Here is a 12,524-nt window from a genome sequence, read left to right as displayed (position 1 = left end):
GTAAGGGCATGGCAGGCCTGATATAACTGCTGCGCGTTCGCACTTTGAAGGATTCAGGTGCGATATAAATTATAAAGAGGAAGAGAAGAGTGAATAAATCTCAACTGATCGACAAAATTGCTGCAGGGGCTGATATCTCTAAAGCTGCGGCTGGACGTGCGTTAGATGCAATTATTGCTTCTGTTACCGAATCTCTGAAAGAAGGTGATGACGTAGCGCTGGTAGGTTTTGGTACTTTTGCCGTTAAAGAGCGTGCTGCCCGTACTGGTCGCAACCCGCAAACAGGTAAAGAGATCACCATCGCCGCGGCTAAAGTACCGGGCTTCCGTGCAGGTAAAGCACTGAAAGACGCGGTAAACTAAGTGATTTCCCCTTTGGGGATGTGACGAAGTACAAGGGCGCATCGACTGATGTGCCTTTTTTATTTGTAATTCCGGTACTTTCTACGCGTTGTGGGCTGACAATTGCCCCTGTTTCTTGTCACAATAGGCCTTTGTACGCAGCGTTCAGGAAACGCTATGCTGCGTGAAGCATATATACTCAAAATCCTTGCCGCCGCTGTTGTGACAACGCGCAGGCGGCTTGAGAGATAACGCGTATAGTCATCTACAGCGGAGTGTGGTTACACCATGATGGACAGCTTACGCACGGCTGCTAACAGTCTCGTGCTCAAGATTATTTTCGGTATCATTATCGTGTCGTTCATTTTGACCGGCGTGAGTGGTTACCTGATTGGCGGGGGCAATAACTTCGCCGCCAAAGTGAATGGCCAGGAGATTAGCCGCGGGCAGTTCGAGAATGCGTTCAACAGCGAACGTAACCGCATGCAGCAACAGCTGGGCGATCAATACTCCGAACTGGCTGCGAACGAAGGCTACATGAAAACGCTGCGTCAGCAGGTGCTGAATCGTCTTATTGACGAAGCGCTGCTGGATCAGTACTCCCGCGAGCTTAATCTCAACATCAGCGACGATCAGGTTAAACAGGCTATTTTCGCCACGCCTGCGTTCCAGGTGGACGGTAAATTTGATAACAATCGCTACAACGCGATTGTTAATCAGATGGGAATGACCGCAGACCAGTACGCTCAGGCATTACGTAATCAGCTTACTACCCAGCAACTGATTAACGGCGTTGCCGGTACGGACTTCATGCTGAAAGGCGAAACGGACGAGCTGGCGGCGCTGGTCGCACAGCAGCGTATCGTTCGCGAGGCGACAATTGACGTTAACGCACTGGCCGCGAAGCAGTCTGTTACCGAGCAGGAAGTTGCCAGCTACTACGAGCAGAATAAAAACAACTTTATGACGCCGGAACAGTTCCGCGTGAGCTACATCAAGCTGGATGCTGCTGCTATGCAGGAGACGGCCAGCGATGCTGATATTCAGGCTTATTATGACCAGCATCAGGATCAGTTCACTCAGCCGCAGCGTAACCGCTACAGCATCATTCAGACCAAAACGGAAGATGAAGCCAAAGCGGTACTGGACGAGCTGAACAAAGGCGGTGATTTCGCTGCGCTGGCAAAAGAAAAATCTGCTGACATCATCTCTGCCCGTAAAGGCGGCGATATGGGATGGCTGGAAGATTCCACCACCCCGGATGAGCTGAAGAATGCCGGTCTGAAAGAGAAAGGCCAGCTGTCAGGTGTGATTAAGTCTTCCGTTGGTTTCCTCGTTGCGCGTCTTGACGACGTGCAGCCTGCGCAGGTTAAACCGCTGAGCGAAGCGCGTGACGACATTGCGGCGAAAGTGAAGCAGGAAAAAGCGCTGGATGCCTACTATGCGCTGCAGCAGAAAGTGAGCGATGCCGCCAGCAACGATAACGAATCCCTGGCGGGCGCGGAGCAGGCGGCGGGTATGAAAGCGGTTGAAACGGGCTGGTTTAGCCGTGACAGCCTGCCGGAAGAGCTGAACTTCAAACCGGTCGCTGACATCATTTTCAATGGTGGTTTGGTTGGTGAGAACGGTACGCCTGGCAGTAACTCCGACATCATCACCGTGGATGGCGATCGCGCGTTTGTATTGCGAATTGCAGAGCACAAAGCTGAAGCCGTTAAACCACTGGCTGAAGTGAAAGATCAGGTAACTGCGCTTGTTAAGCACAATAAAGCAGAGCAGCAGGCGAAGCTTGATGCCGATAAACTGCTGGCGGATCTGAAAGCTGGTAAAGGCGATGAAGCCATGAAAGCGGCGGGTCTGAGCTTTGGCGAGGCGAAAACGCTGAGCCGTACGGGTCAGGATCCGCTGAGTCAGGCGGCCTTTGGCCTGAGCCTGCCGGCGAAAGACAAACCGAGCTACGGCGTGGCGAACGACATGCAGGGTAACGTTGTACTGCTGGCGCTGGACGAGGTGAAAGCCGGTTCTATGCCTGAAGAGCAGAAGAAAGCGATGGTTCAGGGGATTACCCAGAACAATGCGCAGATTGTCTTTGAAGCGCTGATGAGCAACCTGCGTAAAGCCGCAAAAATTAAAGTCGGTGACGCGCTGGAACAGCAGCAATAACCGAGGCTACTCGCAAAAAATTGCAAAAAATTGTATCAACCAAAGGCCGCTTTCGCGGCCTTTTCCATTTCTGATATTTGCCGTTTGTCTGCCGTTCTGCACCTCGCTATCGTGATTCCACTGTTAACAAACAAGGAGAAAACAGTATGAAACATGGAATCAAAGCCCTGCTTATTACCCTTTCATTGACCTGCGCCGGTATGGCTCAAAGCGCACTGGCTGCAGAGCCAGTCGCCAAAAGCCAGGCGACTCAAGTCAAAGCGGATGCTACGGGGGTAGCACAAAGCAAAGCCACGCAACCGGCTAAAGCGAGCGATGATGAAGGCACCAGGGTAAGCATCAACAGCGCTTCTGCGGAGGATTTAGCGCGAGTCATGAATGGCGTGGGTCTGAAGAAAGCGCAGGCGATTGTCAGCTATCGTGAGGAGTACGGGCCGTTTAAAACGGTGGAGGACTTAAAGCAGGTACCGGGCATGGGGAGTTCGCTGGTAGAGCGCAATCTGGCAGTTTTAACACTTTAATAACTTGCAGAGTGCTGAAAGTTTGCCAGACTGTAGAGGTCATACCAGTTATGACCTCTTACCCTGAAGTGTGTTCCTATAAAAACAACGTAAGGCTCCTGCGCTATGCAAACACAAATCAAAGTTCGTGGTTTTCATCTTGATGTCTATCAGCACGTTAACAATGCTCGCTATCTTGAGTTTCTGGAAGAAGCCCGCTGGGATGGCCTGGAAAACAGTGACAGCTTTCAGTGGATGACCGCACACAACATCGCTTTTGTGGTCGTGAATATTAACATTAACTACCGCCGCCCTGCGGTGCTGAGCGACCTGCTGACCATTACCAGTCAGGTGCAACAGCTAAATGGCAAAAGCGGTGTGTTGAACCAGACTATCACCCTGGAGCCGGAAGGACAGGTGGTGGCAGACGCGTTGATTACCTTCGTCTGTATTGATTTGAAAACGCAAAAGGCGCTACCGCTGGAAGGGGAGTTGCGCGAAAAACTGGAGCAGATGGTGAAGTGATGGAAGGAAGCCTGACGGCGCTTCGCTTATCAGGCTTACGGCGATATTGACCACGGTGAATGTCGAAAGCCGGATAAGGTGCGTGCACCGCCATCCGGCAAAACGATCACTTTAGTCCTGTTTTCTGCTTCATTGCCGCCATCACTGCCGGTTTATCTGCCAGATAATGGTTCAGACCGTTGGCGCGCAGATTACAGGCCGCGCAGTGACCGCAACCGTCACCTTTGATGCCGTTATAGCAGGTCAGCGTTTCTTCGCGTACCAGGTCCAGCTTGCCCCAGTAATCGGCCAGTGCCCAGGTTTCGGCTTTATCGATCCACATCAGCGGGGTTTCAAAGCGGATATCTTTCGCCATTCCCAGGCTTACGGCATGGTTCAGGGCTTTGACAAACTCATCGCGGCAGTCCGGATATCCAGAGAAATCCGTTTCACAAACGCCGGTAATGACTGCCTCCGCCTGCACCTGATACGCGTAAATCGCCGCCAGAGTTAAAAACAGAATATTGCGTCCTGGCACAAAGGTATTGGGAATGCCGTTCGCATCCGGTTCGTAATCGGGTACCGGAATGTTATCGCGGGTCAGGCTGCTGACGGCCAGTTCGCTGAGCAGCGTTACATCAAGTACCTTGTGCGCACGCGTGCCAAGTTTTAAGGCCAGGTCACGTGCGACATCAATCTCAGCGCGATGGCGCTGACCATAATCAAAGGTCACGCAGTGCACTTCATCATACTGATGCAGCGCTTGCGCCAGACAGGTTGTGGAGTCCTGACCCCCACTGAATACAACAACGGCACGTTTCATGGTTTTTCCTGACAAATAACGAAACCCTTATGGTAGCGCCTGGGCGTGTCGCCGACCAGCTTCTTCACGCCGACGGGGGCGGTAGCCAGGCTTCGGTAAATTCAAACCAGCCGCGAGGATTCAGGCGTACGCCGTTCACGCCCGGCGGAGCGCTAATACGATAGTGATAATTGAACAGCGGTGTCAGGGTCGCGTCATGCATCAGCGAGGCGAAAACGTGTTGTAAAGCCGCATGACGATCGTCCTCATCGGCCTGGATTTGCAGGGCATCCAGGGTGGTTTGCAGATGAGTATATGCCGGTGAGCTCAATACATGTGACCAGAGCTGATCGCAGCGCAGCCACTGTTCGAGGGTATATTCAGGCGCTTCGCCAATCAGCCTGTCTCCCATCATCAGGTCGGCCTGGGCTAAAGGATGGTCGCCATCCCAGTTTTTAGCATTATGAAAAATAAGCGTTAATTCACAGCCGAGTCGCGCCAGCGCCTGGCGAAGCTGTTCAGCCATGGCGTGCAATTCTACCGGCAGGTGATAGGCCAGCGTAAGTTTTTCCGGTAGCGGTACGTCGTCCAGTTCATCCCATTGGGGGATCGTCCATCCCGGCAGCAGCGCATTGCTTGGCGTGATCAGGTTTTCATCCACGTCAAGCGTTTGTAGCAGGGAAGAGCGGTGGATAATATTGACCAGGCGACGGGCCTGCTGCGTATTCAGCCGCGCGCTTTTTCTGAGCGTGAGATAGCAGAAACCAAGGCTGATCCCGCTGCTTACCTGGCTTAGCATGGGAAGCTCTTCGGGTTTACCAATTGCAATTTGAACCGGATGGCGACAACTGGTGCCCAAATCCTGGGAGAAAAGCTGCGGGGTTATCCAGTATTCAATGGCTTTTAGTAGCGGATGACTCAGGTGGTAGTGATCGTGACTCTCGATGCGCACCAGGTCTGGGGTAAACAGCGTCAACCGAAACGGACCGGTACCAACAAACGGGAGTTCGGGATGTGCCAGGTGACTGCTGTAGCTTGCCAGACGATGCGCCAGCCAGAAGTCGGGGCGATGCAAAATAAAGGTTAGGCACTGGGGATGCGTCACCTCAATGCGCTTTACGCTGATAAACAGCTTATTTAAAGCGGGTAGCTCTAACAGCTTCAGCAACTGTTGATGTAGCTGTGTGCTGCTGACCGCATCGCCGTTATGCCAGTACAGGGTGGAACGAATATAGAAATCCCAGCGCTGGCCGTCGGCGGAGATATTCCAGTGGTGGGCTAAATCTCCGCAGGGGCGTTGCGTAATACTGTCGAACCGGGTCAGGCCCGAGAATATTTGTCCGGCGAGGTGTTGTTCTGCGCGACCAGGGACAAATCCAGGGTGCAAAGGGTCGAGCTGGCGGTAATAGGGGATGCGCAGGGTTGGCGTGTCGTTTTGCCACTGACCGCCCATAAACGGCTGGAGCAGCGTTCTTAATTCTCCCGGCGCCAACTGAGCCAGCTCCAGTACGCTAAGTTGCTCCCCCTTTTGCAGCGCTTGCTCCATCATAATGCTGCGTAGCGAATCTGGCGTCACCAAAAAGCGCAGCTGCCCGCGTTTCCCACGCCCCGACTGGGCGTGCCACTCCAGCCAGCCAGCATCCTGCGCTTGCTTCAGCAGGGTACGCACGTGGCGCTCGCTGCAAAAACAGCGTTCTGCCAGCTCCCCGACGGTCACCGACTGCGGTTCTCCCGCCGACGGCTGCCATAGGCGTTGGTACTGATTCAGGCGATTCAACAATCTCATATACACGTCATCCTTCAAGCTGCCTCTTTGTTGGCGGCGTTAATTCATCCCAGCCACTGCATGCTCCTGGACGTTCACTCACTTGCCGCCTGATGCAACTTGAATGATTTTGTGTAATAAACCCGGAACAATTCATTTTATCTATTCACTATTACTTCCGTATATCTCAGGTGATACTGAATCACAAGTTAACCGCGTCACAGTGTGGAGAAAGAAATGGCTCGTCTGGCTGCATTTGATATGGATGGCACCCTTTTGATGCCGAATCACCATTTAGGTGACGAAACGCTTTCAACGCTGGCGCGCCTGCGTGAACGCGAGATCACCCTGACATTTGCCACCGGCCGCCATGTGCTGGAGATGCGACATATTTTGGGTTCTATCTCACTGGACGCCTTTTTGATCACGGGTAACGGCACGCGCATTCACTCTGTTGAGGGCGATGTATTGCACCGTCAGGATCTGGATCCGACTGTGGCGGATATCGTGTTACATCAGAAGTGGGATACTACAGCCAGCATGCATGTCTTTAATGACAACGGTTGGTTCACCGGACAAGAGATCCCATCGCTGCTACAGGCGCATGTGTATAGCGGATTTCGCTACCAGATCGTCGATGTGAAACGTATCCCGGCTCATCAGGTAACGAAAGTCTGTTTCTGTGGGGATCATGACTCCCTGATCCAATTACGCATTCAACTGAATGAGGCGCTGGGTGAACAGGCAAATCTCTGTTTTTCCGCGGTTGATTGCCTTGAGGTGCTGCCGGTGGGCTGTAACAAAGGATCGGCGCTGGCGGTACTAAGCGACCACTTAGGTTATTCAATGGCCGAATGTATGGCGTTTGGCGATGCCATGAACGATCGCGAAATGTTAGGTAGCGTTGGGCGCGGCCTGATTATGGGTAACGCGATGCCACAACTGATTGCTGAACTGCCGCATTTGTCGGTGATTGGGCATTGCCGCAATCAGGCGGTGTCACACTTTTTGACGCATTGGCTGGACAATCCGCATCTACCTTATTCCCCCGAATGAGAGATCCCTTCCAGCAAGCCAGACTTCGCGTCTGGCTTTTTTTTATCCCATTAATGGGTGTTCAGAAGCCGGGTGAGTTCCGCTTTCCACGGCGTTAAATCACCGATGTGCGTGTCGATCCACTGCGGGTTGTAGTAGGTTTCAAGATAGCGTTCGCCGCTGTCGCACAGCAGCGTGACCAGTGAACCGCTTTCTCCGGCATCGCGCATACGGGCGGCAAGTTGCAGCGTTCCCCACATGTTGGTGCCGGTTGAAGCGCCGACTTTGCGGCCCAACTGCGTTTCCAGCCAGTGTGCGGTGGCCACGCTTGCGGCATCCGGCACGCGCAGCATTTCATCGACTACGTCAGGAATGAAGGAGGGTTCGACACGTGGGCGGCCGATGCCTTCGATTTTGCTTCCTACCGGGCTGCGTAACGTTGCATCGCGATCCTGCCAGAAGGGCAGAAAGACTGAGTTTTCCGGATCCACCACCATCAGGCGAGTATCGTAGCCCTGACAGCGAATATAGCGGCCAATGGTTGCAGAGGTGCCGCCGGTTCCGGCGCTCATTACAATATGGCGGGGGACAGGGTTGGGCTCGCACTGCATCTGACGGAAGATGCTGTCAGCAATATTGTTATTGCCACGCCAGTCGGTAGCGCGCTCAGCATAAGTGAACTGGTCCATGTAATGACCGTTCAGCTCACGCGCCAGTTGTTCAGAGGCCGCATAGATTTCACAGGCGCTTTCCACGAAATGACAGCGACCACCGTAAAACTCAATCTGTTCAATTTTACGCTTCGCCGTACAGGAAGGCATGACGGCAATAAACGGCAGTCCTAACAGTCGGGCGAAATAAGCCTCGGAGACCGCCGTTGAACCGGACGATGATTCAATGATGGTGGTGCCTTCTTTAATCCAGCCATTGCACAATCCGTACAGAAACAGTGAACGCGCCAGACGATGCTTCAGGCTCCCGGTGGGATGCGTGCTCTCATCTTTTAAATAGATCTGAATGCCCGGGAACGCCGGTAGCGACAGACGAATGAGATGCGTATCCGCAGAACGCTGATAATCCGCGTTGATTTCATTGATGGCGTTTTTAACCCAGGAGCTATTCATCATTAATAGATATCCATTTGTCATTTTGTGCCAAGAATAGCGAAAAGCACGGAAAAAATTGTTGCCATTTAGCCTTTAAAATAGAATGTAAGGAGAAAATTCTTCTCTGTGGAGTGGATATGTTAGACAAAATTGACCGTAAGCTGCTTAGCTTACTGCAACAGGACTGCACCCTTTCTTTGCAGGCGTTAGCAGATGCCGTTAATCTGACTACCACCCCCTGCTGGAAACGCCTCAAACGGCTTGAGGATGACGGTATCCTGCTGGGTAGAGTCGCCCTGTTAGATCCAGAAAAACTGGGGCTGGGGCTGACCGCGTTTGTGCTGATTAAGACTCAGCATCACAGCAGTGAATGGTATTGCCGCTTTGTCACCGAAGTCACCGGTATGCCGGAGGTTCTGGGGTTCTGGCGTATGGCAGGGGAATATGATTACCTGATGCGAGTGCAGGTCGCCGATATGAAAAGCTACGATGAATTTTATAAGCGCCTGGTGAACAGCGTACCGGGCCTGTCTGACGTCACCTCCAGCTTTGCGATGGAACAGATTAAATACACAACTGCGCTCCCTATTGAATAACTCTCCCGGCGCTTATTGCCGGAAATCTTGTCAGGACATAACGCGTGCGATTATTTGCTCAATTAAGCTGGTACTTCCGCCGGGAGTGGCGTCGCTACCTCGGGGCGGTGGCCCTGCTTATCATCATCGCTATCCTTCAGCTTATTCCGCCGAAAGTGGTCGGGATCATTGTGGATGGCGTGACGACTCAACGCTTCACCACCGAGTGGCTGCTGATGTGGGTGGGAACAATTGCCCTGATTGCAGTGGTGGTTTATTTGCTGCGCTATGTCTGGCGCGTGCTGCTGTTTGGCGCATCCTACCAACTGGCGGTTGAGCTGCGGGAAGATTATTACCGTCAGTTGAGTCGCCAGCATCCAGAATTTTATCTGCGTCACCGCACGGGCGATCTGATGGCGCGTGCGACCAACGATGTTGATCGGGTCGTATTTGCCGCCGGAGAAGGCGTGCTGACGCTGGTAGATTCGCTGGTAATGGGATGTGCGGTGCTGATCGTGATGTCAACGCAGATAAGCTGGCAGCTGACGTTAATTGCGCTGCTGCCGATGCCGGTGATGGCGTTGATGATCAAACGTTACGGCGATCGACTCCATAACCGCTTTAAGCTGGCGCAGGCGGCGTTTTCCAGTCTCAACGACCGTACTCAGGAAAGCCTGACCAGTATTCGCATGATCAAGGCCTTCGGTCTGGAGGATCGGCAATCGGCATTATTTGCCGCCGATGCCGAAGATACCGGTAAGAAAAACCTGCGCGTGGCGCGCATTGACGCCCGCTTTGATCCCACGATTTATATCGCCATTGGCATGGCTAACCTACTGGCGATTGCTGGGGGAAGCTGGATGGTGGTGCACGGCTCGCTGACGCTCGGCCAGCTCACCAGCTTTATGATGTATCTCGGTTTGATGATTTGGCCGATGCTGGCGCTGGCATGGATGTTTAACATCGTCGAACGTGGCAGCGCGGCGTATAGCCGTATTCGCGCCATGCTGTCTGAAGCGCCGGTGGTGGATGACGGCACTGAACCGGTACCGGAAGGGCGTGGGGAGCTGGCGGTAGCGATTCGTGAATTTTGCTACCCGCAAACGGCACACCCGGCGCTGGAAAATGTGAACTTCCAGCTTAAACCTGGGCAGATGTTGGGCATTTGTGGGCCTACCGGCGCGGGGAAAAGTACGGTGCTGTCGCTGATTCAGCGTCATTTTGATATCACCCACGGCGATGTGCGCTTTCATGATATCCCCTTAACGCGATTACAACTGGATAGCTGGCGCAGCCGGCTGGCAGTTGTCAGCCAGACGCCATTCCTGTTTTCGGATACCGTTGGCAATAACATCGCGTTAGGACGCCCTCAGGCCACGCAGGAAGATATCGAGTATGTGGCACGCCTTGCCAGCGTTCATGAGGATATTTTACGTCTTCCGCAGGGCTACGACACCGAAGTGGGCGAACGTGGGGTGATGTTGTCTGGTGGGCAAAAACAGCGTATTTCTATCGCTCGAGCGCTACTCCTGAACGCTGAAATCCTGATTCTGGATGATGCGCTGTCGGCGGTAGATGGTCGTACCGAGCATCAGATCCTGCATAACCTGCGCCAGTGGGGCGAAGGCAGAACCGTCATTATTAGCGCCCACCGTTTATCGGCCCTGACGGAAGCCAGTGAGATTATCGTGATGCAGCATGGGCATATTGCCCAGCGCGGCGAGCATGATGCGTTAGTGCAGCAGCCTGGCTGGTATCGCGATATGTACCGCTATCAGCAACTGGAAGCGGCGCTGACTGATGCACCAGAGATAAACGAGGAGGCGGCTAATGCGTAGTTTTGGGCAATTATGGCCGACCCTAAAAAGATTGCTGGCGTATGGCTCTCCATGGCGAAAACAGCTGGCTATTGCGGTAGTCATGCTCTGGGTGGCGGCTGCGGCGGAAGTCAGCGGTCCGCTGCTGATTAGCTATTTTATCGATAACATGGTGGCGAAGAATAATCTGCCGCTGGCGATGGTCGCCGGGCTGGTTGCGGCATATATCGGTCTGCAACTGCTGGCGGCTGGTCTGCATTACGCGCAGTCATTGTTGTTTAACCAGGCGGCAGTTGGCGTAGTACAACAGTTGCGCACCGACGTAATGGACGCTGCGCTGCGCCAGCCGCTCAGCGCCTTTGATACTCAACCCGTCGGGCAGCTAATCTCCCGCGTGACCAACGACACTGAAGTTATTCGCGACCTGTACGTGACAGTGGTAGCAACAGTCCTGCGCAGCGCGGCATTAATTGGCGCCATGCTGGTAGCGATGTTCAGCCTTGAGTGGCGTATGGCGTTAGTGGCGATGGCCATTTTCCCGGCCGTGCTGGTGGTGATGGTGATTTATCAACGCTACAGCACCCCGATTGTGCGCCGGGTTCGCGCTTATCTGGCGGATATTAACGATGGCTTTAACGAAGTCATCAACGGCATGAGTGTTATCCAGCAGTTCCGCCAGCAGGCGCGATTTGGCGAGAGAATGGGCGAAGCAAGCCGCTCGCACTATATGGCGCGTATGCAAACCCTGCGACTGGATGGTTTTTTGTTGCGCCCGCTGCTTAGCCTTTTCTCGGCGCTGATCCTCTGCGGATTGCTGATGCTGTTCAGTTTTACCTCTGGCAGCTCGATCGAGGTTGGCGTGCTGTACGCGTTTATCAGCTACCTCGGCCGTTTGAACGAACCGCTGATCGAGTTGACCACTCAGCAATCAATGCTGCAGCAGGCGGTTGTCGCCGGTGAGCGAGTGTTCGAACTGATGGATGGGCCACGTCAGCGCTATGGTGAAGATGAGCGACCGCTAAAGAGCGGGGACATTGAGGTGGATAACGTTTCATTTGCCTATCGCGACGACAATCTGGTGCTGCAAAATATCAGTATGTCCGTGCCTTCGCGCAGCTTTGTGGCTTTGGTCGGACACACCGGCAGTGGTAAAAGCACGCTCGCCAGTCTGTTGATGGGTTACTACCCGCTGACGCAGGGGGAAATCCGCCTTGATGGACGGCCGCTGTCTTCACTGAGCCACGGTGCGTTACGTCAGGGCATCGCCATGGTGCAGCAGGATCCGGTGGTGATGGCAGATACCTTCCTGGCGAACGTCACGCTGGGCCGCGATATCTCAGAAGAGCGGGTATGGCAGGCGCTGGAGACCGTGCAACTGGCAGAACTGGCGCGAGGTCTGAGCGAGGGGATTCATACCCGGCTGGGCGAGCAGGGCAATAATCTCTCTGTTGGTCAAAAACAGCTGCTGGCGTTGGCGCGGGTGTTGGTTGAAACGCCACAGGTGTTGATCCTCGACGAAGCCACGGCCAGTATTGACTCCGGTACTGAACAGGCCATTCAGCAAGCTCTGGCGGCGGTACGTGAACACACCACGCTGGTGGTGATTGCGCATCGGTTATCGACGATTGTCGATGCGGACACCATTCTGGTGCTGCATCGCGGTCAGGCGGTGGAGCGTGGTACGCACCAGCAATTACTGGCGGCGCACGGCCGTTACTGGCAGATGTATCAGCTACAGCTGGCGGGTGAAGAGTTAGCCGCCAGTACGCAAGACGATTCTGTTATCGCCTGATGGCGCGGCGCTTATCCGGTCTGGGGCCAGCACGGTCTCGTAGGCTGGGTAAGGCGTTTACGCTGCCATCCGGCAATCAACAATCTGGTGCAAAAATGTAACGCACTATGCACCGTTATAGTGC

General features: G+C 53.9%; 11 protein-coding genes. 8 read left to right on the top strand and 3 right to left on the bottom strand.

Features of this window, described 5'->3' with window-relative positions:
* Positions 1–89: 89 nt before the first annotated feature.
* The 4 genes from hupB (at position 90) to fadM (ending at position 3,529) form a co-directional block, all read left to right on the top strand.
* Positions 90–362, top strand: a complete 273-nt coding sequence (gene hupB / locus HV229_RS18865; protein ID WP_003021629.1) for a nucleoid-associated protein HU-beta — start codon at positions 90–92, stop codon at positions 360–362.
* 267 nt (positions 363–629) lie between these two features.
* The gene (ppiD, locus tag HV229_RS18860) at positions 630–2,504 is read left to right on the top strand and encodes a peptidylprolyl isomerase (RefSeq protein WP_016152053.1); all 1,875 of its coding nucleotides are present in this window, start codon (positions 630–632) and stop codon (positions 2,502–2,504) included.
* Between the two features lie 146 nt (positions 2,505–2,650).
* Positions 2,651–3,025 carry a helix-hairpin-helix domain-containing protein gene (locus tag HV229_RS18855; protein ID WP_016152054.1) on the top strand — a complete coding sequence of 125 codons (375 nt, stop codon included), beginning with the start codon at positions 2,651–2,653 and terminating at the stop codon, positions 3,023–3,025.
* Between the two features lie 105 nt (positions 3,026–3,130).
* Positions 3,131–3,529: a long-chain acyl-CoA thioesterase FadM gene (gene fadM, locus HV229_RS18850; RefSeq protein ID WP_016152055.1), complete on the top strand. Its 399-nt coding sequence runs from the start codon at positions 3,131–3,133 to the stop codon at positions 3,527–3,529.
* A gap of 106 nt (positions 3,530–3,635) precedes the next feature.
* On the opposite strand, the gene queC is transcribed toward fadM, so the two are convergent.
* Both queC and HV229_RS18840 read right to left on the bottom strand, forming a co-directional pair.
* The gene (gene queC, locus HV229_RS18845; protein WP_181546142.1) at positions 3,636–4,331 is read right to left on the bottom strand and encodes a 7-cyano-7-deazaguanine synthase QueC; all 696 of its coding nucleotides are present in this window, start codon (positions 4,329–4,331) and stop codon (positions 3,636–3,638) included.
* 64 nt (positions 4,332–4,395) lie between these two features.
* On the bottom strand, positions 4,396–6,096 hold the full coding sequence (locus HV229_RS18840) for an SgrR family transcriptional regulator (RefSeq protein ID WP_181546141.1): 1,701 nt from the start codon (positions 6,094–6,096) through the stop codon (positions 4,396–4,398).
* A gap of 216 nt (positions 6,097–6,312) precedes the next feature.
* On the opposite strand from HV229_RS18840, the gene cof reads away from it, so the two are divergent.
* Positions 6,313–7,131 (top strand): HMP-PP phosphatase, encoded by an 819-nt coding sequence (gene cof / locus HV229_RS18835; protein ID WP_016152057.1) that lies wholly within the window; start codon positions 6,313–6,315, stop codon positions 7,129–7,131.
* 50 nt (positions 7,132–7,181) lie between these two features.
* On the opposite strand, the gene HV229_RS18830 is transcribed toward cof, so the two are convergent.
* Positions 7,182–8,237, bottom strand: coding sequence for a PLP-dependent cysteine synthase family protein (locus tag HV229_RS18830; RefSeq protein ID WP_094168793.1), 1,056 nt, complete (start codon positions 8,235–8,237; stop codon positions 7,182–7,184).
* A 116-nt stretch (positions 8,238–8,353) separates the two neighbouring features.
* Here HV229_RS18830 and decR point away from each other — a divergent pair, with 116 nt between their 5' ends.
* From decR to HV229_RS18815, 3 genes are read left to right on the top strand one after another with little or no spacing between them, the layout of a single operon-like run.
* On the top strand, positions 8,354–8,812 hold the full coding sequence (decR, locus tag HV229_RS18825) for a DNA-binding transcriptional regulator DecR (RefSeq protein ID WP_016152059.1): 459 nt from the start codon (positions 8,354–8,356) through the stop codon (positions 8,810–8,812).
* A 44-nt stretch (positions 8,813–8,856) separates the two neighbouring features.
* Entirely contained in the window at positions 8,857–10,629 is a 1,773-nt protein-coding gene (locus HV229_RS18820; protein WP_019076169.1) for a SmdA family multidrug ABC transporter permease/ATP-binding protein, read from the top strand.
* A complete protein-coding gene (locus HV229_RS18815) occupies positions 10,622–12,400 on the top strand; it encodes a SmdB family multidrug efflux ABC transporter permease/ATP-binding protein (protein WP_049042316.1) in 1,779 nt (592 codons plus the stop codon). The genes HV229_RS18820 and HV229_RS18815 overlap by 8 nt, the downstream gene beginning before the upstream one ends.
* Positions 12,401–12,524: the final 124 nt, after the last annotated feature.

It is taken from the genome of Citrobacter sp. RHBSTW-00524, assembly GCF_013747755.1.
Taxonomy (GTDB): domain Bacteria; phylum Pseudomonadota; class Gammaproteobacteria; order Enterobacterales; family Enterobacteriaceae; genus Citrobacter; species Citrobacter braakii.
Note: the sequence above shows the minus strand (reverse complement) of the source record. Positions and strands in the feature narration are given on the sequence as shown.

Excerpts from the sequence above, each read along its gene's own strand:
- fadM (WP_016152055.1), top strand. The coding sequence starts at position 3,131 with ATGCAAACACAAATCAAAGTTCGTGGTTTTCATCTTGATGTCTATCAG.
- cof (WP_016152057.1), top strand. The coding sequence starts at position 6,313 with ATGGCTCGTCTGGCTGCATTTGATATGGATGGCACCCTTTTGATGCCG.
- queC (WP_181546142.1), bottom strand. The coding sequence starts at position 4,331 with ATGAAACGTGCCGTTGTTGTATTCAGTGGGGGTCAGGACTCCACAACC.
- HV229_RS18855 (WP_016152054.1), top strand. The coding sequence starts at position 2,651 with ATGAAACATGGAATCAAAGCCCTGCTTATTACCCTTTCATTGACCTGC.
- ppiD (WP_016152053.1), top strand. The coding sequence starts at position 630 with ATGATGGACAGCTTACGCACGGCTGCTAACAGTCTCGTGCTCAAGATT.
- HV229_RS18830 (WP_094168793.1), bottom strand. The coding sequence starts at position 8,237 with ATGATGAATAGCTCCTGGGTTAAAAACGCCATCAATGAAATCAACGCG.
- HV229_RS18840 (WP_181546141.1), bottom strand. The coding sequence starts at position 6,096 with ATGAGATTGTTGAATCGCCTGAATCAGTACCAACGCCTATGGCAGCCG.
- HV229_RS18815 (WP_049042316.1), top strand. The coding sequence starts at position 10,622 with ATGCGTAGTTTTGGGCAATTATGGCCGACCCTAAAAAGATTGCTGGCG.
- decR (WP_016152059.1), top strand. The coding sequence starts at position 8,354 with ATGTTAGACAAAATTGACCGTAAGCTGCTTAGCTTACTGCAACAGGAC.